18 protein-coding genes are annotated in these 20,573 nt (G+C 57.9%); 9 read left to right on the top strand and 9 right to left on the bottom strand.

Annotated features, from left to right (window positions below; translation table 11 throughout):
* Nucleotides 1-315 precede the first annotated feature (315 nt).
* From CXQ81_RS13630 to CXQ81_RS13615, 4 genes are all read left to right on the top strand, one after another.
* Nucleotides 316-1,635, top strand: a complete 1,320-nt coding sequence (locus CXQ81_RS13630) for an S-type pyocin domain-containing protein (RefSeq protein ID WP_101337478.1) — start codon at nt 316-318, stop codon at nt 1,633-1,635.
* Nucleotides 1,632-1,892 (top strand): bacteriocin immunity protein, encoded by a 261-nt coding sequence (locus CXQ81_RS13625; RefSeq protein WP_007924870.1) that lies wholly within the window; start codon nt 1,632-1,634, stop codon nt 1,890-1,892. The genes CXQ81_RS13630 and CXQ81_RS13625 overlap by 4 nt, the downstream gene beginning before the upstream one ends.
* 57 nt (nt 1,893-1,949) lie before the next feature.
* Nucleotides 1,950-2,570 (top strand): hypothetical protein, encoded by a 621-nt coding sequence (locus CXQ81_RS13620; RefSeq protein WP_101337477.1) that lies wholly within the window; start codon nt 1,950-1,952, stop codon nt 2,568-2,570.
* 132 nt (nt 2,571-2,702) lie between these two features.
* A complete protein-coding gene (locus tag CXQ81_RS13615; protein ID WP_101337476.1) occupies nt 2,703-4,904 on the top strand; it encodes an OsmC domain/YcaO domain-containing protein in 2,202 nt (733 codons plus the stop codon).
* 157 nt (nt 4,905-5,061) lie between these two features.
* Here the strand turns inward: CXQ81_RS13615 and CXQ81_RS13610 are convergent, their stop codons facing one another.
* Entirely contained in the window at nt 5,062-6,279 is a 1,218-nt protein-coding gene (locus tag CXQ81_RS13610; protein ID WP_101337475.1) for an MFS transporter, read from the bottom strand.
* Nucleotides 6,280-6,434: 155 nt separating this feature from the next.
* Between CXQ81_RS13610 and CXQ81_RS13605 the strand changes: the two genes are divergently transcribed.
* On the top strand, nt 6,435-7,376 hold the full coding sequence (locus tag CXQ81_RS13605; protein WP_101337474.1) for a LysR family transcriptional regulator: 942 nt from the start codon (nt 6,435-6,437) through the stop codon (nt 7,374-7,376).
* A gap of 52 nt (nt 7,377-7,428) precedes the next feature.
* Here CXQ81_RS13605 and CXQ81_RS13600 read toward each other — a convergent pair whose 3' ends face one another.
* The 3 genes from CXQ81_RS13600 to CXQ81_RS13590 form a co-directional block, all read right to left on the bottom strand.
* Nucleotides 7,429-10,266 (bottom strand): TonB-dependent receptor, encoded by a 2,838-nt coding sequence (locus tag CXQ81_RS13600; protein ID WP_101337473.1) that lies wholly within the window; start codon nt 10,264-10,266, stop codon nt 7,429-7,431.
* Nucleotides 10,267-10,362: 96 nt separating this feature from the next.
* The gene (locus CXQ81_RS13595; RefSeq protein WP_101337472.1) at nt 10,363-11,328 is read right to left on the bottom strand and encodes a FecR domain-containing protein; all 966 of its coding nucleotides are present in this window, start codon (nt 11,326-11,328) and stop codon (nt 10,363-10,365) included.
* Entirely contained in the window at nt 11,325-11,831 is a 507-nt protein-coding gene (locus tag CXQ81_RS13590) for a sigma-70 family RNA polymerase sigma factor (protein WP_007922932.1), read from the bottom strand. The genes CXQ81_RS13595 and CXQ81_RS13590 overlap by 4 nt, the downstream gene beginning before the upstream one ends.
* Before the next feature lie 283 nt (nt 11,832-12,114).
* On the opposite strand from CXQ81_RS13590, the gene CXQ81_RS13585 reads away from it, so the two are divergent.
* On the top strand, nt 12,115-12,417 hold the full coding sequence (locus tag CXQ81_RS13585) for a hypothetical protein (protein WP_053260562.1): 303 nt from the start codon (nt 12,115-12,117) through the stop codon (nt 12,415-12,417).
* A 270-nt stretch (nt 12,418-12,687) separates the two neighbouring features.
* Nucleotides 12,688-13,440: a carbonic anhydrase gene (locus CXQ81_RS13580; protein WP_101337471.1), complete on the top strand. Its 753-nt coding sequence runs from the start codon at nt 12,688-12,690 to the stop codon at nt 13,438-13,440.
* Nucleotides 13,441-13,565: 125 nt separating this feature from the next.
* Here the strand turns inward: CXQ81_RS13580 and CXQ81_RS13575 are convergent, their stop codons facing one another.
* Nucleotides 13,566-13,838 carry a hypothetical protein gene (locus CXQ81_RS13575; RefSeq protein WP_101337470.1) on the bottom strand — a complete coding sequence of 91 codons (273 nt, stop codon included), beginning with the start codon at nt 13,836-13,838 and terminating at the stop codon, nt 13,566-13,568.
* A gap of 488 nt (nt 13,839-14,326) precedes the next feature.
* Between CXQ81_RS13575 and CXQ81_RS31050 the strand changes: the two genes are divergently transcribed.
* Entirely contained in the window at nt 14,327-14,878 is a 552-nt protein-coding gene (locus CXQ81_RS31050) for a hypothetical protein (protein ID WP_146021813.1), read from the top strand.
* A 285-nt stretch (nt 14,879-15,163) separates the two neighbouring features.
* Nucleotides 15,164-15,490 (top strand): hypothetical protein, encoded by a 327-nt coding sequence (locus CXQ81_RS13570; protein WP_101337469.1) that lies wholly within the window; start codon nt 15,164-15,166, stop codon nt 15,488-15,490.
* 195 nt (nt 15,491-15,685) lie between these two features.
* Here CXQ81_RS13570 and CXQ81_RS13565 read toward each other — a convergent pair whose 3' ends face one another.
* The 4 genes from CXQ81_RS13565 to CXQ81_RS13550 all read right to left on the bottom strand — a co-directional run bounded on the left by CXQ81_RS13565 (nt 15,686) and on the right by CXQ81_RS13550 (nt 20,560).
* Complete coding sequence (locus tag CXQ81_RS13565; protein WP_101337468.1) at nt 15,686-16,624, bottom strand: retron St85 family RNA-directed DNA polymerase; 939 nt, start codon at nt 16,622-16,624, stop codon at nt 15,686-15,688.
* Nucleotides 16,624-17,586, bottom strand: a complete 963-nt coding sequence (locus CXQ81_RS13560) for a retron St85 family effector protein (RefSeq protein WP_256593483.1) — start codon at nt 17,584-17,586, stop codon at nt 16,624-16,626. The genes CXQ81_RS13565 and CXQ81_RS13560 overlap by 1 nt, the downstream gene beginning before the upstream one ends.
* Nucleotides 17,587-18,388: 802 nt before the next feature.
* On the bottom strand, nt 18,389-18,937 hold the full coding sequence (locus tag CXQ81_RS13555) for a cupin domain-containing protein (protein ID WP_009043206.1): 549 nt from the start codon (nt 18,935-18,937) through the stop codon (nt 18,389-18,391).
* A 339-nt stretch (nt 18,938-19,276) separates the two neighbouring features.
* Nucleotides 19,277-20,560: an FAD-binding oxidoreductase gene (locus tag CXQ81_RS13550; protein WP_101337466.1), complete on the bottom strand. Its 1,284-nt coding sequence runs from the start codon at nt 20,558-20,560 to the stop codon at nt 19,277-19,279.
* Between the last annotated feature and the right edge of the window lie 13 nt (nt 20,561-20,573).

The following is a 20,573-nucleotide window of genomic DNA, read 5'->3' as shown; positions in this document are numbered from 1 at the left end:
CAGGTAAAACCAGCTTACAAGGGGGACGCCTAGTTCTTGCTCGCGACGGCGGTTAACGATAACGCGTGTCGAGTGGATGAACGCGGCGCTCTCAAGTCCATCGCGAGCAAGCTCGCTCCTACACCAGCCCCACTCTCGTCCTTAACGGATCGGCATTAGCCAGAATCGTCCTGCTTGTCAGCCCGTAAAAAATAAAGACTCGCCCTTCAAACCTTTCAGATTCCTCCCAGAGTAATGCCTCGTCCTACCCAATAGGGTTGATGCCATCCCGCCTCCGGCTGGAAAACCGCAACGGATGGACAGGCAGAACCCTCGATGGCGCGCAACAGACTTCCCCCGATCAAGAATCCCCCTTCCGGCGACGGGCACCATGTCAGCTACCGAGACATGACCCCCAGCGAACGGGCGGAACAAGAGGCCAGGCAGAACGCCTATGAACGGATGCTGGTTCGCCAACAAGCCTACGCAGACAGCCTCGCCAGCCCACCCCGCAAGCAACAGGCGATGGCCGGCTGCACATTCACCAAATCCTGCAAGCTGCCCGACGGGGTCATGGACTACCTCAGCCCATCCGGGGCGATTCCCACCGACGCCATCAAGGACTATGGCGAGCTTGTCTTGCTGGGGGGCCGTGGCGCGAACGCGACGGGGAATATCCCGCTCAAGAAAATCAGCGGCACCCTTCCCCCCGTGCTGGGTAGCCTTGCGCTGGGTGGCGAGGCCGTGGCGTCCGCCGGGGCTAGCGTGGCCACCGGCGGGGTCGTCGCCGGTGCCCTGGCTGGCGTGGTGGCCATGCTCTGGCCGTCGAGCCTGGGCGACAGCGCCTTGTACACGCCAGAGCAACTCGACGCGCTGAAAGAAGGCCGCACCCGCGTGCGCCTGCATCTCGAACAACGGTCCGACGGCACGCTCAAGGGCTATGGCTACAACACGCAAAAGCAGCGTGGCTGGGAAATGGTCCCGGTGGTGCGCTTCGCTGCCAAAGGCCAGCAGCAAGTAGCCGACTTCGGCGACGGTGTCACCCTGATCTGGACACCCGCGGTGGACCCGTCCAGCACCTCCGGCATCCCCCCGCTGGAGGCCGCGCCCCAAGCCCCCCACATCTGGATCTTTCCGCCCACCGAACAGGCGGACACCCTCATCGTCAACCCGATCTACCCGCCGGAGTACAAGGACTTCATCCTGGTGTTCCCGCCGGGGTCCGGGGTTCGGCCGCTCTATATCGTACTGAGCGTGCGCAAGACGCCCGGTACGGTTACGGGTCGGGGGCAGGACGTAGAAGGTCTCTGGCTCGCGGGGGCCGACTCCGGGTTAGGTTCTCCGATACCTACAGGGATTGCTGATCAGTTGCGCGGGAGGGAGTTCAGAAGCTTTGATGCTTTTCGGGAGGAGTTGTGGAGGGCTGTAAGTGATGATCCAGAATTAGCTGCGCAGTTTAACAACAGCAACAAGGCACGAGTGCGAGACGGCATGGCTCCACGCGCAAGAGCCTCTGATACCGTTGGCGGGCGACGCTCCTTTGAACTGCATCACAAGATACCTATTTCAGAAAGCGGTGAGGTTTACGATTTAGATAACCTTGGTGTCGTCACGCCAAGACACCACATCGACTTGCACAGGAACAACAAACGATGATCAAGCTTGCAAGCTCTTTGTCCGAATACACCGAAAGTGATTTTCTTGAGCTACTCGAAGAAATATGCAATGCGGTGGGTACAGAGAAATATCAGGATGAGCTGTTAGAGCACTTTATTAAAATAACTGGCAATCCCGCCGCATCTGACTGGATTTACTATCCCGAGGATGGTGAAGACGATTCGCCAAAGGGAATTTTGAAAACAGTCCAAGACTGGCGTAAGGCCAATGGCTTGCCGGGTTTCAAGGAACCCTAAATCAATGGCCTCGAGGAGCCCTTTCAATGAACACATCAAAGCTGAATCAAGGACGATATGAATTTTTTCAGCCGTATCGCAGGTCTTTTTGACCGAACCCCCAAAGAGCAAATTACGGGCTATTCCCTGTCAGAACTCCAAGCGGTTTTCACCGACCCCCTTAAACACACTACTCCTGCCCTCCCCCTTCCACTACGCGCGGTTTCCTTGGAAGACACAGGCGTGCCGGCTTATTACGGGGCCTTGCTGATCGATGGAAGCGACAGGGATTCTTTCCAGGCACTTATCGAATCCAGTTTCACCCTGACCCACGAACGCAACTTCAACGACCTTCCCGTCAGGCAGTATGAAAACCTCCAAAACCACCAGCACCTGATCTGTTTTATCTCCACCCGGGAATTCAACGCCGTCACGGTACGCCTGGTAACCAACAGCACTGACTTTCTCGAAGCCATTCAGCGCCAGCGTTTCGCCGTTCCGCCGCCCTGGATAGCCTTCGAGGGTTACGACCCTGCATGGTGGGGAACGCAGTTGCAAGGTGCCCAGGGTTACTACAACGACCAGTACTTCCTGCCGTTTTTTACCGGTTTGAGTAAGGCAGAGAAGCTGGCTTATTACGCCCGCTACACTGCCAGCCAAGCGTGGGCTGCCAGCCTGATGTCAATCGGTGATGAGTGAGAGGAGCTGATGCCGCAGGCCGCGACCTCCTCCCCCCAACCACCTGGCCCGCTTGCCGAAAAGCGCAAGACTTCGCGCTGAAAAACCGGATAATGGCCGCCATTTCGTTTTGCTCGTTATTCGGTGTGCCCCATGGAAATCAAGGTCAACTTTCTCGACAACCTCCGACTTGAAGCCAAGTTCGATGACTTCACGGTGGTGGCCGATCAACCCATCCGCTACAAGGGCGATGGCTCGGCACCGGGTCCGTTCGACTATTTCCTGGCGTCATCGGCGTTGTGCGCGGCGTACTTCGTGAAGTTGTACTGCGACACCCGCAATATCCCCACCGACAACATTCGCCTGTCGCAGAACAACATTGTCGATCCGGAAAACCGCTACAACCAGATCTTCAAGATCCAGGTCGAGTTGCCGGCGGATATCTCCGACAAGGACCGCCAGGGCATCCTGCGCTCCATCGACCGCTGCACGGTCAAGAAAGTGGTACAGGCCGGGCCTGAGTTTGTGATCGAGGAGGTGGAAAACCTCGACGCCGATGCCCAGGCCTTGTTGATGCCGAGCGCCGAGGCACATACCACCTACATCGCCGGCAAGGACCTGCCGCTGGAACAGACCATCGCCAACATGTCCGGCATCCTGGCCGGCCTGGGCATGAAGATCGAAATCGCTTCGTGGCGCAATATCGTGCCCAACGTGTGGTCGCTGCATATCCGCGACGCGCAGTCGCCGATGTGCTTCACCAACGGCAAAGGCGCGACCAAGGAAGGCGCCCTGGCCTCGGCCCTGGGCGAGTTCATCGAGCGCCTGAACTGCAACTTCTTCTACAACGATCAGTTCTGGGGCGAAGAGATCGCCAACGCACCGTTCGTGCATTACCCGGACGAGCGCTGGTTCCAGCCAGGCCCCAACGACGAGCTGCCGAGCGAAATCCTCGATGCGTACTGCCTGAAGGTCTACAACCGCGAAGGCGAGCTGCGCGGTTCGCACCTGTTCGACACCAACTCCGGCAATGAAGAGCGCGGCATTGTTTCGCTGCCGTTCGTGCGCCAGTCGGATGGCGAAGTGGTGTATTTCCCGTCGAACCTGATCGAAAACCTCTACCTCAGTAACGGCATGAGCGCCGGCAACACCCTGGCTGAAGCCCAGGTGCAGTGCCTGTCGGAGATCTTCGAGCGCGCCGTCAAACGCGAAATCATCGAAGGCGAATTCGCCCTGCCGGATGTACCGGCAGAAGTCTTGGCCAAATACCCGGGGATTCTCGCCGGCATCCAGGGCCTGGAAGCCCAGGGCTTTCCGGTGCTGGTCAAGGATGCGTCCCTGGGCGGTGAGTTTCCGGTGATGTGCGTGACCTTGATGAACCCGCGTACCGGTGGCGTATTTGCCTCGTTCGGCGCGCACCCAAGCCTGGAAGTGGCGCTGGAGCGCAGCCTCACCGAGCTGCTGCAAGGCCGCAGTTTCGAGGGTTTGAACGATCTGCCGCCGCCGACGTTCGAAGGTCAGGCGGTCACCGAGCCGAACAACTTCGTCGAGCACTTCATCGACTCCAGCGGCGTGGTGTCGTGGCGCTTCTTCAGCGCCCAGTCGGATTACGAGTTCGTCGAGTGGGACTTCTCCGGCCAGGGTGAAGACTCCAATGCCCAGGAAGCCGCGACCTTGTTCGGCATTCTCGAAGGCATGGGCAAGGAGTCCTACATGGCCGTGTACGAGCACCTGGGCGCCACCGCCTGCCGCATCCTGGTGCCGGACTACTCGGAAATCTACCCGGTGGAAGACCTGATCTGGGACAACACCAACAAGGCACTGTTCTTCCGCTCCGACATCCTCAACCTGCACAGCCTCGACGAGGAAGAGTTGCAGGCGTTGCTCGAGCGCCTGATAGAAAGCGAACTGGACGACTACACCGATATCACCACCCTGATCGGCATCGAGTTCGACGACAACACCGCCTGGGGTCAACTGACCATCCTGGAGTTGAAGCTGCTGATCTTCCTGGCCTTGCAGCAATATGAAGAAGCCAAGGAGTGCGTGGAGATGTTCCTGCAGTACAACGACAACACCGCCGAGCGTGGCCTGTTTTACCAGGCGATGAATGCGGTGCTGGAGATGGAGCTCGACGAAGATCTGGACCTGGCAGATTACGAAGCCAATTTCCGTCGCATGTTCGGCAACGAGCGGATGGATGCGGTGATTGGCTCGGTGAATGGCGATGTGCGCTTCTATGGCCTGACGCCGACCAGCATGAAGCTGGAGGGGATCGACCGCCACCTGCGCCTGATCGACAGCTACAAGAAGCTGCACGCGGCGCGAGCCAGGGTGACGGCGCTGTCCAACTGATGGCCAGGCCGGGGATCAGCGCCCGCCGTTGAATCGACAGGCGCTGGCCCCACAGGCATAGGAAATGGCCCGGGCGATCAGCGGGCCAACCCGCCGGACCCACGCCGCTGCCGGCTCGAACCAGCTACTTCTCAGCGACCCTCCAACCCCTTCCCTGCTAGCCCCCGGCGACACCTTCCTCCCCCGGCGCCGTATTGCCGGCAATGGCAGCCCCGAGGAAGTACAGCATCCCGCCCGCGACGATAAACAGCATCAGCATGTAGAAGATGTATTGGGGCGGCTGCACCGCCAAGACCGTCCCGCACAGCACAGGCCCCAATGCCGCGCCCAGGTTGTTCAGGTTCTGCGCCCCGTAATACATGCCCCGCAAATGGCTGGGGGCGATGTTGTCGATGAACATGTATTCGGCGGGAAACACGATAATCTCGCCGAGCGTGAAAATGACCATGGCGCCGACCCAGAACACCAGGGTGGTCGACAGGGCGAAGCCCGCCAGCCCCAGGACAAACATAACCAGCCCGCCGGCGAGCCACAGGCTCAAGTGTTGCTGGGAGATTTTTCTGCCAATGAGGTATTGCAGGCTGATCACCGTCAGGGCATTGGTGGCCACGATGCTGCTGATAATCCGGTAGGCGGTTTCAGCTGTGGTGGTCACCACCAGGTACTGCGAGAGGTAGGCGCTGAACTGGCCGAAGACCACGGCGCTGAGCAGCCCGCCCAGGGTAAAGCACACCAGCCGGCGATCGCTCAGCAACAGCTTGCCCACGGCCAGGAATGGCGCGCGGGGCTGGCTTGGTTCAACGCCCGCCAAGCCCCTGTCGCCCCACACGAAGTAGACAAAAAAGAACCCTGCGCCCAGCCCCGCGGACAACAGAAAAGGCAGGCTGATATCCAGCCCGGCCAGCCCCGCGCCGAGAAAGGGGCCGACGGCATAACCGATATTGGTCAGCGTGTATTTGATCGAAAACACTTCGCCCCGGCCAGCGACGGGGAGCAGTCTGCCAAAACCCGATTTCACGGCAATATCGATGACCGCGTAGGCCAGGTTGATCGACACCAGGCACAGGTAGAACAGCCAGAGATCGCGCGCGACAAAGGTGCCGAGGAAACCCGCGGTGAACACGCCACTGCAGACCAGGATCAGCCTGTAGCTGGACATCCGGTCCACCAGGAACCCGCCATACAGGCTCAACAGCGAGCCAATGATCAGCGTGCTGCCGATGACCAGGCCGACATCGGCGATGCTCAAGTGGAAGTGGCCCGATAAGTAAATGACCAGATAAGGCAGGGTGATCGCGCGAGCGAGGGTCAGGATCAGGGACGCTGAAAGCAGCAGGTTTACCGTGGTCGGATAGTTTCTTAGCGTGGCCAGCATCCTTGCCTCATCGTTATTGCCATTATTTTTGTCGGGTTCGCGCTGTGGCAATCGCAGGAAAGCCGGCGCGGATCAAGCATACTGCTGAACCCAGTTCTCATTGCTGATGGTTTTTACCGGGTGCGTGGAGCCAGATTCACGAATAAGGAATGTCTATGTTTTCCTCCGAACGCTTGAAGGGCATCGATGTATTTGTCTGCGTGGCCGAGTCTGGCAGCTTCACGGCCGCCGCCGAGAAAATGCACCTGACAGGCTCCGCCGTCAGTAAAAGCATCGCGCGCCTGGAGGGCCGGCTGGGCACTCGCCTGCTGCATCGGACCACGCGACGCCTGGCGCTGACCGACGCGGGAATGACCTTCTATCGCACCTGTACCGGCGTGCTGGCCGACCTGGAAGACGCCGAGTTTGCACTGAAGGCCGAAGCCAACGAGGCCCGCGGCAGTGTTCGCATCGACCTGCCAGGGGCTTTTGGCCGCGCCCAGGTGCTGCCGATCCTGCTGCGCCTTGCCCAGGATCATCCAGCGCTGACGCCGCATATTTCCTTCTCCGACGGTTTCGTCGACCCGTTCAAGGAAGGCGTGGACATCGTTGTGCGTATTGGCGGCGCGGATGCCTGGCCCGATACGCTGGGGCAGCGTTGCCTGGCCCGCGAACGACACCTCTTCTGTGCCTCCCCCGCCTACCTGGCCAGGCAGGGCGTCCCGCTGACCGAGCACGATCTGCAGCAGCATCAGTGCATCGCCTATGGCTGGGTGGATGGCCGGATCAATCCCTGGAATTTCACCGACGACCAGGGCGCCACGACGCGCCGGCAGGTCGCCGCCCAGCTTGTGGTGGGCAATGGCGAAGGCATCGTGATGGCGGCCATGGCCGGTTGCGGTATCGCGCAGTTGCCGTCCTGGCTCATCCAGCGGCAGCTGGACGAAGGGACCTTGGTGGAGGTGCTTGCCCATCGGGCAAGCGAGGGAATGCCGATCAACCTGGCCTGGGTCAAAAGTCGTGAAACGCTGCCCAAGGTCAGGGTCCTGCTGGAGGCCCTGGTCACAGGGCTGACGCCGATAGACGACGGCTACCTGACCGCCAGCCCTGCCCGCTGACAGACAAGGATCGGCCAGCACCTGCCGCCGGCCGATAGCCCCCGCCCTGCCCTCAGAACTTCGTCAACACCCCCACCCGCAGCGTCCGCCCCGGCGCCGGCATGAAGCTCTGCGCCAGCGGGTCCAGGTAGTAGCGATCGGTCAGGTTCTGCAGCGATACGTTGAGGTGGGTGTGTTCCTTCAACTTGTAGTTGAGGAACAGATCGAACAGCGCCACCTCACGGTAGACCAGCTGCGGCGTGGTCGCGCCGGTCTGCCAGTTCTCGTCGGCCTTGACCGTCGGCCCCGAGCTGTAGGTGGCGCGCCCGCCGACGGTCAGGGACTGGTCAAAGAAGCGCAGGCCCGAGGTCAGGTTCGCCGAAAAGCGTGGCGGATTCTGGGTGTTGGAGTACGAGCCCATGAAGCTGCCCGGCGTGCAGTTCGGCGTGTTGCTCAAGTCCCGATAGCGATTGCTGCTGGCCCGCAGCCGTGCGGCGAAGGCCGAGTCGCAGGTTTCGGTCTTCAGGTAGTAGGTGGACGAAAAGTCCGCGAACACCCGACCCGCGTCGTAGTGCGATTGCAGCTCCAGGCCGCTGGTCTTGTAGCTGTCGGTATTGCTGAAGCGCATCTGCCCCATCAGGCCCGGGCTCGGGTCGTAGTAGCGGGTGATGTAGTGCTTGATGCTGTTGTTGAAGTAGGCCAGCTTGAGCGCCGCCGAGTCGTTGTCCAGCAGCAGGCCTTTGTGCAGCGTGCTGGCGCCGATTTCCCAGCTGCTGGAACGTTCGGGTTTCAGGCCTTTGCCCGGTGTGGTCTGCAACACGCCCTGGCTGGTTTCGAACAGCGAGGGCATGCGCAGACCCTGGGTGTAGGACGCATAGACGAAGGTGTCCGGCAGCACCTCGACATTGATGCCGAAGGCCGGTGCAAAGGCGCCGCCGCTGTTGCTCTGCTTGCCGGAATAGTCATAACCGCTGACCACCTCGCCCACCTGCGACGGATAGACCGTCGAGTCGGTCGCGCCGAAGTCGTTGTAGCGGATGCCCTCGAACGGAAAGTTGGTGTTGTTGAAGACAATGCCATTGTTCCGGCGCGGGTCCGTGGCGTCGGTGTACTGCCCGTTCGAATCCGGGAACCACAGCATGTTGCCGGAGGTGTCCGCGTTCGAGACCCGCAGGTACCTCAAGTCACGCTCCTCCCAGCGCGCCGTCGCTTGGGCGACGTGGTCCTTGCTGCGGTAATAGGTATAACGACCGCCGCCCCACAGGGTCAGGCTGTCGACCGGTTTGTACTCCAGCTTGCCGTTCAGGCTGAACTCCTGCCGTTCTCCTTCGCGCAGCATGCGGTTGGCGTTGATGTCGTCCTGGGTGGTGACCACGCCCTTTTGCGGGCGCAAGTCTTCGACCTGGAACGAGCCGCCCAGGTCCAGCTTGAAATCGCCATAGTCGCTCTGCAAATGCGAGGTGTTGGCCAGGTCACCGCCGATGCGGCGGTCGGCCTGCCGGCTCCATTTGCGGTCCGAGCGATAGGCTTGCGAAGCCGGCGCCGCTACCGAGGTCAGCTGGCTGGTTTGCGCGTCGGTCATCCACAGGCTGGCCGTCAGGTCCACCAGCGGATTGCCGTCCGGCAGGTAGTGGTAGCGCGCGGTGTAGGTGTCGATCTTGGTATGGCCCAGGGGGTACTGGTAGATGCCGCCGGTGCCGAAACGGAAAATGTCCGACGGCATGATTTCGCCGATGCGCCCGTCGTAGCGGCGGTAACCGAGGTCGAAAGTGTGACCGTCCGCCGGGCGCAGGGTGGTCTTGAGCAAGAGGGACTCAGTCTCCGAAGAGGAGTTCAGCACCTCCTCGCCGGCGTTATAGGTGGTGGCCACCGTCATGTCTTCACGGCCATGACGGTCATAGGTGCGATAACGGTCCTGGCCCTTCCTGCCGGCGAAATAGTTGCCCTGGTTGCGGTGGGCATAGGCCGCCACCACATCAAACAACTCATGGCTATAGGCGAACGCGGCACTGCCAGACTCGGCCTTCGAACCGAACAGGCCGCCACGGCTGCGGTGCGGTTCCGAGTACAGGTCCTCGGTCGAGGAGTGGCCGTCGCGGGAGGCGGGAGCGACGCCGTTGTTCCACAGGTCGCCCTTCAAGCGCAGGCCGATGTTCTTGCCGTCCTGCAGGATGTCGTCGACACCGAGGGTGCGCATCTTCACCGTGCCGCCGATGGCGCTGGAGGTCAGGCTCGGGCCCTTGTCGATGGCGATGTCGCTGATCAGGTCCGGGTCGATATAGCTGCGCTGCTGGGTGCCGGCATACCCGCGATAGACATCCAGCGCCTGTTGCGAGCCATCCACCGTGACCGCCACCCGACTCTGGCCCTGGATGCCGCGGATGTTCACATCCAGGCCGCCACCGTTGCGGCTGTCGCCGACCTGCACCCCAGGCTGGCCCTTGAGCACGTCGCCGACCGAGATCACGCCAAAGCGCTGCATGTCCTCGCCGGAGATATACAGCGAGGAGCGCGGCGCCGAGTACACCTCCTTCTGCTCCAGATCTTCGCCGACGACTTTCTGCGACGGCAGCACCATATCCCCGCCCGCCCGATACAACTCGAAGCTGCCGTCAACCTGGCGCTGATAGCCCAGGCCGGTTCCCGCCAGCAACCGCGCCAGGCCCGCCTCGGTGCTGAAATCGCCTTGCAGGCCCTGGCTGCGCTTGCCTTCTGTCAGCGTGGCGCTGCCCGCCATATTGATCCCCGCCTGCACGCCGAAACGCGACAGCGCCTGGTCCAGCGGACCGGCGTCGATGCTGTAGTGCTGGCGCTCGCCAGCCGCGAACACGGCCGCGCCGCACAGCGGCGGCAGGCTGAGGAAAAGCAGGCCAAAGGTGCGGGCACACAAGGCTCGGGCGGGGAAGATCATGCAAGGCTCCTAGGGGTTGGCACCCACCTGTCCCGGTGGGTCATACCTGAAGGCCAAGCCAGATCGAAAAAACTGCGCCCCGGGGAAAAAATATTTTCAGGCCGGCACCACGGTCACCCAATAACGGGTTCGTCGCTCGATGCGCACCGGCAGCGTATTGGCCACCAGCGCCAGCGCGGCATCGGTGTCGTCCAGCTGAAAACTGCCGGTCACGCGCAAGGCCGCGACCGCTGCGCTGCAACGCAAAAAGCCCGGGCGGTAACGCGAGAGTTCAGCCAGCAAGGTATCCAAGCGCATGCGTTCGGCCGGCAAGATGCCGCGCAGCCAGGCCTGGGCCATAAACGGATCAACGCGGCTCGGTGCCGCGACGCCCTGGCGGTCGACCCGGGTTTGCCAACCGGCCTGCAGCGGCACCGGTAGCCAATGGCGCCGCGCACTGACCTGCGCCAGGCCGCGCAGCACCGTGACCTGGGTGCCCTGGCGGTCGTGGCGCACCAGCAGATTGGCGCCGCGGCTGTACAGCACCGCGTCCGGGGTCAGCAGTTGCAGCGACGCCGATTCCGCCGGCGTATCCAGCGCCAGCTCGCCCTCGACCAACTGCACACTGCGCCGCTGCGCGGTCAGCTCCAGGTTCACGGCGCTGGCGGTGTTCAGCCACAGCGAGCCACCGTCCGCCAGGACCCAGCGCCGCCGCTCGCCGATACTCGTGCGGTAAGTCGCCAGGGCCGAACGCACCAGGGTGGAATCCGCGCCTTGCCAGGCAACCCCGCCGAACAGTCCCAGGGCGAGCAGACACTTGAGCACCTGCCGACGCCGCTGCGGATCGGCCCCGGCCGACTCCAGTGCCCGCCGCGCCGTGGCATCGGCCAACAGACTGGCCCCAGGCTGCAGCATCAGCGGCAAGCTGCTGACCCGCTGCCAGGCGTACTCATGCTCGGCGCTCGCCAGCCGCCACTGCTGCAAGGCCTGATGCTCGACATCACTCATCAACCCGGACTGTGCGCGGACCATCCAGTCGATGGCGCTGTCCCGCACCCGCGGATCAACCACGGCGCCACTCATTCAAAACGGCTCGCGTAACAGACACTGAACGCCTTGCCCATGGCCCGCTGCACCTGGGCCACGCTCAGGTTCAACCGCGCGGCGATCTGCGGGTAGGTCAAGCCGTCGAGCTGGGACAAAAAGAAAATCTGCCGCACCCGCGACGACAGCCCCACCAACAGCGAATCCAGCTGCAACAGGGTTTCGATCATCAAGTGCCGCTCTTCCGGCGAAGGCTCCTCGGCCACCGGCCGCGCCGCCAGCGCTTCCAGGTAAGCCCGCTCGATCGCCTGGCGCCGCCAGCGGTTGATCAGCAAGCCATTGGCAATGGTCGCGAGAAACGCCATGGGCTGGCGCAGCTCGCGCACATCCTCCTGCGAGCGCATCACGCGGACAAAGGTGTCGTGCGCCAGGTCCTCGGCATCGGCGCTGTGCCCCAACCGCCGATGCAACCAGCCGCGAAGCCAGCCGTGATGGTTCGCATACAACCGGGCGACGGGCGAGGCAAAGCTGTCGTCGTGCATGTCAGATCCACATTAATGATAATGCTTCTCATTTTAGAGTTTGACGCCAGGCGTTGTACAGCACTGAGGAAGTGGCTCGGGTTTTAGCAGAGCCCTGAAATGCCCTCGGCATAGCACATTTGCCCTATATGCCCCCCTCCAACGCCATGCTGAAATAAATCCCCCTATTGAGTCAGATTTAACAGGGGCCGGCCGTGCCAGATTCCCTGACTCCACGTTTTCTGACGTGCCCCGTTGAGGATCGCTGATAACCAGGGCGAAACACTATTAAGGAAGATATGCCATGAACAAAAACTACCTCTTTGCCCCCGCGTTACTGCTTCTGGCGGCTACCTTGGCCGGTTGCTCGACCAACCCCAATGTCTTGCAAATACACAAAGTCACCGCGGAAACGATCGGCCTGGCCTCCACCGACGAACTCACCATGGGCCCCGTCACCAAAGGCAAGGAAGACTTCCTCGGCGGCTCGGAACTGACCTTCAAAGCCACCACCGCCAAGGGCCGCGTCTTCAACTGCTCGACCTTCATGACCCCGGGGATCCTGCTCGATCCGCCGAAGTATTCACGGCTTACTTGTACTAACTGAGCGGGTTGCAGCGGCTTGAAGCAAAAGGCCCCGACTTGTCGGGGCCTTTTTGTTTTGAGCGAGCAGTAGATTGCCAGGGTTTCACTTAGCCTGATCTCAGGCCCGACTGTGCGGCGATCTGTGGGTAGGTGATGTTGCCCCAACTGGCCGCATTCAAAGGCGGATACAACGACCCACACCGCACCGTCTAGACTCCAACACTCCAGGGCCGAAGGTTCCTGGCCCCCAACGGCAGTCATTCCCACCGAGTCGACCCGAGAACACAAAATCATGTGTGAATCATGTGATTCAAACTCCGCCGCAAACACCCACGATCGTCGTCGTTTTCTTCGCTTCGCCGGACTGGGGGCAGGCGCCCTGCTGATAGCCGGCGTACTGCCAGACAGGCTGGTCCATGCCGCCGAAAAAACCGCCGCGCCGCCCAAACCACAGAACGCCATCAGCCCCGACCAGGCACTGCAAAGGCTGATCGAAGGTAATGAGCGTTATGTCAGCGGAAACTCAAAGACCCACGATTTCAAGGACGAGCGCGAAGCCCTGGTTTCCGGGCAAAACCCGTTCGTGGCGGTGCTCAGTTGCTCCGACTCGCGGATCGCTCCCGAATACGCTTTCGACACAGCCCGAGGCGATCTTTTCGCCATACGCGTTGCGGGCAACTTCGTAACCGGCGAAGGCCTGGCCAGCCTCGAATACGCCGTCGCGGTACTCGGCGCCCCGCTTATTCTCGTACTGGGGCATGAGAGTTGCGGCGCCATCGAGGCCGGCATAAAAGCCGTAAAAGACCACGCCGTTTTTCCTGGGCATATCCAGAAACTGACCGATGCACTCAAGCCTTCTATCGAGAAAGTGCTCAAGCAACCCGGGGCTCTTATGGAAAATGCCACGGTGCAAAACATCAAGGACTCGGTCGCCAGCCTTAAACAGGCCACGCCACTGCTCACCGATGCGCTCGACAAAGGCAGGTTGAAAATCGTAGGCGGCATCTACCGCCTTGCCACCGGTAAAGTCGAGTTGATTGCCTGAACCGGACAGTGCGCATCGCCTACCGATAAGCCGAGAAAGAGCCCTGCACACCGGCTGGGCTCTGCTGGTTTTCGCCGCCTGGATAAACGACCGGGCTTGCGCTGCCCGGCCGTTGGTTGTCGAGATTAAGCGTTCAGCGCCTGAGACTTATCGCCCAAGGTACGCAGCAGATCGCAGCCGTCGCTGAGCAGCAGGCCGATGGCAAAGCGGATCTGGGCGACATCTTGAGTGCCGGAAGCACAGTCGAGGATTTCCAGCAGATTGCGGGCAGCGCCGATACGTTGTTGGGCGCAGGTGTAGAGATCGGAGAGTGAGGCGTTGCCATCCAGGTAGAGGACGGGGTGGTCGGTGTCGTTGCGGGTGAGTGGAACGAGGTTGCAAATTTCTGTGCGGGTCATTGGTGAATCTCCATGAGTATTTAAGCCCTGCCCCACCCCGCAACCAAGCAGGGAGTCAGTTGATGGATGAGGCGCTATGCACATAGTTTTTGGCCCGCGATGACCAGTCATCAGTCAGCAATGACGTGCTGAACTATAGAAGCGGTATTCGCTTGAGGACAGTTTTTAGGTGGAAGATTGTTCGGTTTATCGTTTCAAAAATATGCCGTGATCAGCTTGTGAATGGCTACTTTCGGCCAAAATCGATCATTCGAAGACGCCTATGAATCCAAGAGCGATTAATTTTGTTAAAAAAACACCAAGACTACACCTGAGACGAAAGTGGAGACATAGGCCTGGTCATCGTTTCTGGTAGCTGCAGTCGGAAAAATCATCATAGGCATTCAAGAAATCTTCTTTTCATGTTATTCATAAAACTGCACCCATTGGTGTGCGGAAGCTGAACTAGTAAAATACGGAATAGATAAAAACCACGTAGGGACGGATTTATGATACCAATTTATGAGCAGGGGTCTGGCAACGGTATTGGCCATAGCGTTAAAACTTTTTTAGCCGAATTTGAAAAAATCGCTATTAATCATGTCGAAAAAGGCAGAGCGAAGTCTATCGCTTTCATTTTTTATGACTTTCAGGATCGCGATTTTAAGAGAGTTTTAAAAAGTGAAGGGGTGTTTACTCAGCTGGATAGACTTTCTGGGAAAGACCTAAGTATTTTCTATTTGCACTCAGGAAATGATCAGGTGCTTTCAAGTTTTAATTCTGTATTGCTCGCTGCCTTAGGCGCTGAAGCGGCTCGCAAACCGTGCGTTGTATTCTGTAAGGCGACTCAGGAAGGGCTTTCTGATATTTCTGTTGCTAATTTAGACAGCGCAGATTTGATTCATGGCTTTCATGAGCTCTACGGGGTGATTGAGTCGTTTTTAAATAGTCAGACTCCAGAAGTAAAGGCAATTGGCTGGGTTGCAAGTGGTGCAAAATTTCTATCGCTGGAAGTGGTTAAGGAGTTAATTAAGGCACTTATTAAAGCTGGTATGTTTTAATTTTTTGGTCTGCGCTGGTTACCGTATGCGGCTTAATTTTACGTGTTTGTTCAGTTGCTTCGACCCTTAGCTTCATAGGCCTCCTTATCGACTTTTTGATTGGGGCTAGCCACTCGTGAGCTTCCGCTCTGGCCGACTCCAGCCTGTCAACACCGGCAGGGGTCGGCCAGAAGCAGACTCTCACTAGACACTGCCTACTAGCCGAAAGATATGAGGTAGTGAATACTCCTCGAACTTATCCTTGATGATATAATTACGCAGACTTAGATTTAATTGAGGTTTGAGATGGAAGATTTTCCGCTAATTTTTGGCGTGGTAATGGGTGTGGCCCCAGCATTCCTTATACTTACGCTGATTAAAGGGCATGAGCCTTGGAGACTCACCTCGCTTTTAACAGGTATCATCTTGATTGTTGAGGCCACTTTAGTTTTAGGTATGATGACGGAATTTTCTTCGATATTTAGCTTTCTTAAAGACAGAGGGACAATGACAGAAGAAATGATTGAGCACGCCCAACGTAATAATTCACTGTGGACCGTAATGTTCCCAGCTATAGTTGGGGCAATCGGCGCGAACTATATAACCGCTTGGTTTCAGTCTAAGAAGCCATAGGCCAATCACTACATTAGCGACCAACTCTATGGATTGTGGATTCAATCGGCAGCATCAGACCGCAATCGACCCGCAGGCAATGATCCCGGCTTCACGCTAACGCAGCTCTGCTGCGACCTATCACATTAAGTTTTAGCGATTGAGAATTGTAACTAAGGATTATTTGTGGACAAGTCAAAATCTGGGACAAATGCCCTACTCTAAGATTTGAAATACCATAATTGAGGCGATGAGTTCGGCACCGTACTTCTGAATCACGGCACTATAAAATGTTGGTTCCACATGCTTCGCGAATGCCAGCCGCCCTTTGAGTGCATAGATATCTTCACCAGACAATTCGCCAAGTGAATACTTATGAATCAATGACCTGAAGTATCTTTTCCTCTCCCGACCTAGCGATACTTTGTTGTCATTTGTCAGCACAAGCCCAGTGATATGACGGTTATTTCCTTTTGATGAAAAAACAGTCTTGTCTGAATTTATTCTTAAAGTTGGGTAAGCGAGCTCGGCGCAGATCTTATTAACTATATCGAGAAGCCCAAACAACACGCCTTGAGTATTAGTAGTAAATGTAAGATCATCCGCATACCGAGTATATCTAACACCTATGCGAGCACATTCATCGAAAACCTTACAGTCAAATTCATACATCAAGGTGTTCGATATAAAAGGTGATGATGGTGCCCCAATACTAAGTCTGTGCAAAGGATCTTTCTTTCTAGCCCAGAAAAAGATCTTTTTTACTGCATATGCATCTTCTCGAGAAACACTTCCTCTATGTCTCTTTATGTGCGAAATAAGGTCGCTCGGGCTTATAGAAGGGAAAAAGTCTGAAAAATCCATTTTTAAAAGATATTTGCTATCTAGGTGCGCGGTAGCATTCTCCTTGATACTTACTCCATCTCTATATGCTGTGGCGCAATCATGGACAGGAAGCCCTTTCAAGTAGCTATCGAGAACCATGCGCTGCATCACTTTTAGCACCTCTGTAGGCTGCGCAATAATTCTTACCCCTCGACCGCTCCTTTTAGGGATTGTATATACCTTATATCGATAAGGCGCCGTATTCACAAAGGTTACTAATTCCGCTGTGCTAATCAGTAGCTTGCTTGCCAGCTCTTCTAAAATCAGCATCAATCCGCCCCCGCTGGTAAGATGACTGGCTCGGGAGCAGCTTTAGCGTAGGCCGACTGAATAACATGCATTCTTTTTGTCTCGCCATCATTAGTTGCATAATACTGCTGGGCTGCAAGCTTCACCTTAGTCGGTTCAAATTTACCCGCAAACTCCACCATAACTACATCGAGAGTAACATAATAATACTCGACATGCCCTCGCTTTGAACTGTCAATCAAGTTGAACTTACCAAGAAGAAAAAGAAGCCTTTTGAGCTTATCTCTTGAAATATTAATATCGATAGCCTGAAGATAAGCTTCAATCTCCATGAACTTTAAAGCCCTGAAAACTTTCACAACCTCATAGATTACAAAGGCGATATGTCCCTCATTATCTATATTGAACGCCTCTGAACCATCTCGGTTTGATATCGCACCTAAAATATCCTCTCTCATTTCTTTCAATGAGGTAGAAAGGCTTCCTGCCAGATCATCGTTATCCCATGGATATGAGCAGACGCTACTTTCCTTTACGCCTTGTAGATATCTTAACGGCCCAAGCCTTATGAAGGAGCTTTCCTCATAATGATCCTGTCTTACAAAAACTAGTATTTTATTTTTGAGCGCTTTGTTTTTCACGAACAGCCCCAGCTCAGCTAGCGCACCTGGACTTTCGAGAATTATAACTATCAGGGACGATATGTGAGCAATGTCACTCTCAAAGGCCAAGAGATCTTTATAAACAGCATCATGAATCCAGTCTTTAAAGTCTTCAGCAAGAGTAATACTGTCCGCGAGATGACATTGGGCTTTATGCAAATACTCAACAAGCGCCCCTCTAACAGAGATCGGCGCAGGCGATTTAATGTCGACCTGGCCGCCGCAGAGAAAAAGGATTGGATGAGTCAGGACGATACGGGAATTTTCGAGAGAAATATGCGCTAGCGACTCGAGCCTTTTATCGTCGAACTTCAAAGTCACTTTAGTCAACCCTAGTCCATGGCATTTGTTTGCGTCTCCAGGAGGTTCTCTTTACCAAGATATAGCGGCGAAGGCTCGCGTGGGCTTTGCGAGGAGTGCGAGGTACGAGTGCGACGAGTGAAGCCCACGCGAGCCTTCGTCGCAACTAATACCGTTCAATAAATTAGAGTCTGGCTATACACCGGACTAGAGCTCGAAAGCTCCTAAAACGCGTAAAGAGGACGCCATCTTATTAGGGCACGAGCTTTTGTCAAGCCTACTTTTCGGGTGATCCGTAGGCCTGTTCAATCAGCCTTGACGAGGTTCTAAGCACATTTTCCAGCGGGCGGCACGCTCTACAGCCCGTTCCGGACTCAAACGCAGAAACATGTCCATAACGTCTGCAGCGCCTTGGCACATATCCTCCGACTCACGTCCTCAGATTGCCTAACAGGTATGGTCGCAAACGGTCGCTCATGAACGTCTGCTATTGGCCGATTCTGTTGAAAAAGTCGGTCTGCCCAAACTGCCTGATCATTGACTGGTGAAAACGCCTTTTTTGCACGCTGCTACGTGAAATCCGAGTCCGGGAAGCCCTGCCAAAAGTAAAGATTTCAATCTCGGACGCGTACTTTTCTGATGCGCAAACCATGGCCGACTTTTTCAACAGAATCGGCCGGCAGCGAACGCTCCTCAACCAATCAGATATCTACATTACTCATCAGCATTCAAGAACCGAGAAATAGCTCAAGAGTGCCCCGTAAATCACAGCAGTGATGAGGGTAAGCAGCTATCAATAGCCGTTCAAGATTAAGAGAGTGCTTCAGAAGTTCGCCGGCGTATTCGCACTAATAATCTCCGCCTCATCCTGCCCAATATTCCGAAACTTATGCGGCAAGGTGGTCGGAAAATAATACCCATCCCCTGGGTTCAGCACGCTCACCTGCCCGTCCACCGTCAGTTCCACGGTGCCACGGGTGACAAGGCCGCACTCCTCCCCCTCGCTGTGCACGATCGGCTCGTCGCCGGAGCTGGCGCCCGGTGCGTATTGTTCGCGCAGAAAGCGCATCTGGCGTGTTGGCAGGGCGGCGCCGATCAGCAGCAGGCGGGCGCCGTCGCGGCCGAGGTCGGGTTGTTCGTTGGCGCGGAAGACGTATTGGTGTTCGCGCGGGGGCTGGTCGAAGGTGAAGAAGTCGGCCAGGGACATGGGGATGCCTTCGAGCAGCTTTTTCAGGGAGCTGACGGAGGGGCTGACGCGGTTCTGTTCGATCAGGGAGATGGTGGCGTTGGTCACGCCGCTGCGTCGGGCCAGCTCGCGCTGGGACAGTTTGTAGCTTTCGCGAACGAGTTTGAGTCGAGTGCCCGTGTCCATAGCAGCCTTGTGTGAGGTGTACGTGAGGGTGTTGCGCGTTGGAGTGCGGCCGGTGACTTTTAGTTGCGAAGTTCGCCGATCCAGTGGCCCCGGAACCTGAAAGGCGGCTATTAAATCACGTTTGTGGGTGGAGCTGTAGCGGTGGGCGACGCGGGTGACCGGCCTTGCCGTGGGCGGTGCCAGGCGTTGAAAACCGGCGGTGTTTTTTTCCGGCGCTGGAAGGGCCTACGGCCCTTATCGCAGCCTGCGGCAGCGGCTACAGGTGAAGCGGTTGCGGCGGCGAATTCGGCTGGAAAAAAGCCCGCGCGAACGCGGGCAAACGCAGGAACAGGGTCGCGATCAGATACCGAAACGATCGCGCAGTGCGTAGTACGCGGCGCCCATGGCGGTCAGCGGGGCCTGGAAGGTGCGGCCGCCGATCATCGGCATGTGCGGCAGCGAGGCGAAGGCGTCGAAGCGTTCGGCGTCGCCACGGATCATTTCGGCGATCAGTTTGCCGGCCAGGTGTGAGCAGGTGACGCCGTGGCCGCTGTAGCCCTGCATGTAGTAGGCGTTCTTTTCGATGCGGCCGAATTGCGGCATGCGCGACATGGTCAGCAGGAAGTTGCCGGTCCAGCGGTAGTCGATCTTCACGTCCTTGAGCTGGGGGAAGGTCTTGAGGATCTTCGGCCGGATCAGTTGCTCGATGTCGTTCGGCTCGCGGGCACCGTAGACCACGCCGCCGCCGTACAGCAGGCGGTTGTCGGCGGTGAGGCGGTAGTAGTCCAGCAGGTAGTTGCAGTCTTCGACGCAGTAGTTGTTGCGGATCAGGCTGCGGGCGACTTTTTCCGACAGCGGTTCGGTGACCACGATCTGCGAGCCGCACGGCATGCTCTTGCGGGTCACCCGTGGGTCGAGGTCCTGCTGCAGGTAGGCGTTGCCGGCGATCAACAGGTACTTGGCGCGCACCACGCCCTTGGCGGTGCGCACGATATTCGGTTCGCCGTAGGTGATTTCCAGCGCCGCCGACTGCTCGAAGATCTTGCCGCCCAGGCCGATGATGGCGCTGGCTTCGCCCAGGGCCAGGTTCAGCGGGTGAATGTGCCCGCCCTGCATGTCCAGCAGGCCGCCGACGTAGGCGTCGGAACCGACTTCCCGGGCGATCTGCGCCTGGTCCAGCAGCTTCAGGTTGTTATTGCCGTAGCGCTCCCAGCTGGCCTTCTGTTCGGCCAGGCCCTTGAGCTGCTTCTTGTTCATGGCGGCGAAGATCCCGCCCGGGCGGTAGTCGCACTGGATGTCGTAGTGCTGGATGCGCTGGCGAATGATGTCGGCGCCTTCGAAGATCATGCTGCCCAGCACTTCGGCGCTTTTTTCGCCGTAGCGCGACTCGATCACGTCGACATCGCGGCTGTAGGAGTTGACCAGTTGCCCGCCGTTGCGCCCGCTGGCGCCGAAGCCGACCTTGGCCGCTTCGAGCACGGTGACGCTGTAGCCCGCCTCGGCGAGGAACAGCGCCGAGGACAGGCCGGTGTAGCCGGCGCCGATCACGCAGACGTCGCAGTCGACCATTTCTTCCAATACAGGAAAGTCGGCGGTCTGGTTGCGGGTCGCGGCGTAGTAGCTGTTTACGTAGGTTTGCATCATGAAGTTCCCCAGC

Origin of the sequence: Pseudomonas sp. 09C 129, assembly GCF_002843625.1 — a bacterium.
Taxonomy (GTDB): Bacteria; Pseudomonadota; Gammaproteobacteria; order Pseudomonadales; family Pseudomonadaceae; genus Aquipseudomonas; species Aquipseudomonas chlororaphis.
The sequence above is the reverse complement of the archived record's forward strand: the minus strand, read 5'-3'. Positions and strand labels throughout refer to the sequence as shown.

Excerpts from the sequence above, each read along its gene's own strand:
- CXQ81_RS13615 (WP_101337476.1), top strand. The coding sequence starts at position 2,703 with ATGGAAATCAAGGTCAACTTTCTCGACAACCTCCGACTTGAAGCCAAG.
- CXQ81_RS13605 (WP_101337474.1), top strand. The coding sequence starts at position 6,435 with ATGTTTTCCTCCGAACGCTTGAAGGGCATCGATGTATTTGTCTGCGTG.
- CXQ81_RS13580 (WP_101337471.1), top strand. The coding sequence starts at position 12,688 with ATGTGTGAATCATGTGATTCAAACTCCGCCGCAAACACCCACGATCGT.
- CXQ81_RS13630 (WP_101337478.1), top strand. The coding sequence starts at position 316 with ATGGCGCGCAACAGACTTCCCCCGATCAAGAATCCCCCTTCCGGCGAC.
- CXQ81_RS13565 (WP_101337468.1), bottom strand. The coding sequence starts at position 16,624 with ATGCTGATTTTAGAAGAGCTGGCAAGCAAGCTACTGATTAGCACAGCG.
- CXQ81_RS31050 (WP_146021813.1), top strand. The coding sequence starts at position 14,327 with ATGATACCAATTTATGAGCAGGGGTCTGGCAACGGTATTGGCCATAGC.
- CXQ81_RS13550 (WP_101337466.1), bottom strand. The coding sequence starts at position 20,560 with ATGATGCAAACCTACGTAAACAGCTACTACGCCGCGACCCGCAACCAG.
- CXQ81_RS13575 (WP_101337470.1), bottom strand. The coding sequence starts at position 13,838 with ATGACCCGCACAGAAATTTGCAACCTCGTTCCACTCACCCGCAACGAC.
- CXQ81_RS13620 (WP_101337477.1), top strand. The coding sequence starts at position 1,950 with ATGAATTTTTTCAGCCGTATCGCAGGTCTTTTTGACCGAACCCCCAAA.
- CXQ81_RS13625 (WP_007924870.1), top strand. The coding sequence starts at position 1,632 with ATGATCAAGCTTGCAAGCTCTTTGTCCGAATACACCGAAAGTGATTTT.
- CXQ81_RS13555 (WP_009043206.1), bottom strand. The coding sequence starts at position 18,937 with ATGGACACGGGCACTCGACTCAAACTCGTTCGCGAAAGCTACAAACTG.
- CXQ81_RS13570 (WP_101337469.1), top strand. The coding sequence starts at position 15,164 with ATGGAAGATTTTCCGCTAATTTTTGGCGTGGTAATGGGTGTGGCCCCA.
- CXQ81_RS13590 (WP_007922932.1), bottom strand. The coding sequence starts at position 11,831 with ATGCACGACGACAGCTTTGCCTCGCCCGTCGCCCGGTTGTATGCGAAC.
- CXQ81_RS13610 (WP_101337475.1), bottom strand. The coding sequence starts at position 6,279 with ATGCTGGCCACGCTAAGAAACTATCCGACCACGGTAAACCTGCTGCTT.
- CXQ81_RS13585 (WP_053260562.1), top strand. The coding sequence starts at position 12,115 with ATGAACAAAAACTACCTCTTTGCCCCCGCGTTACTGCTTCTGGCGGCT.
- CXQ81_RS13600 (WP_101337473.1), bottom strand. The coding sequence starts at position 10,266 with ATGATCTTCCCCGCCCGAGCCTTGTGTGCCCGCACCTTTGGCCTGCTT.
- CXQ81_RS13595 (WP_101337472.1), bottom strand. The coding sequence starts at position 11,328 with ATGAGTGGCGCCGTGGTTGATCCGCGGGTGCGGGACAGCGCCATCGAC.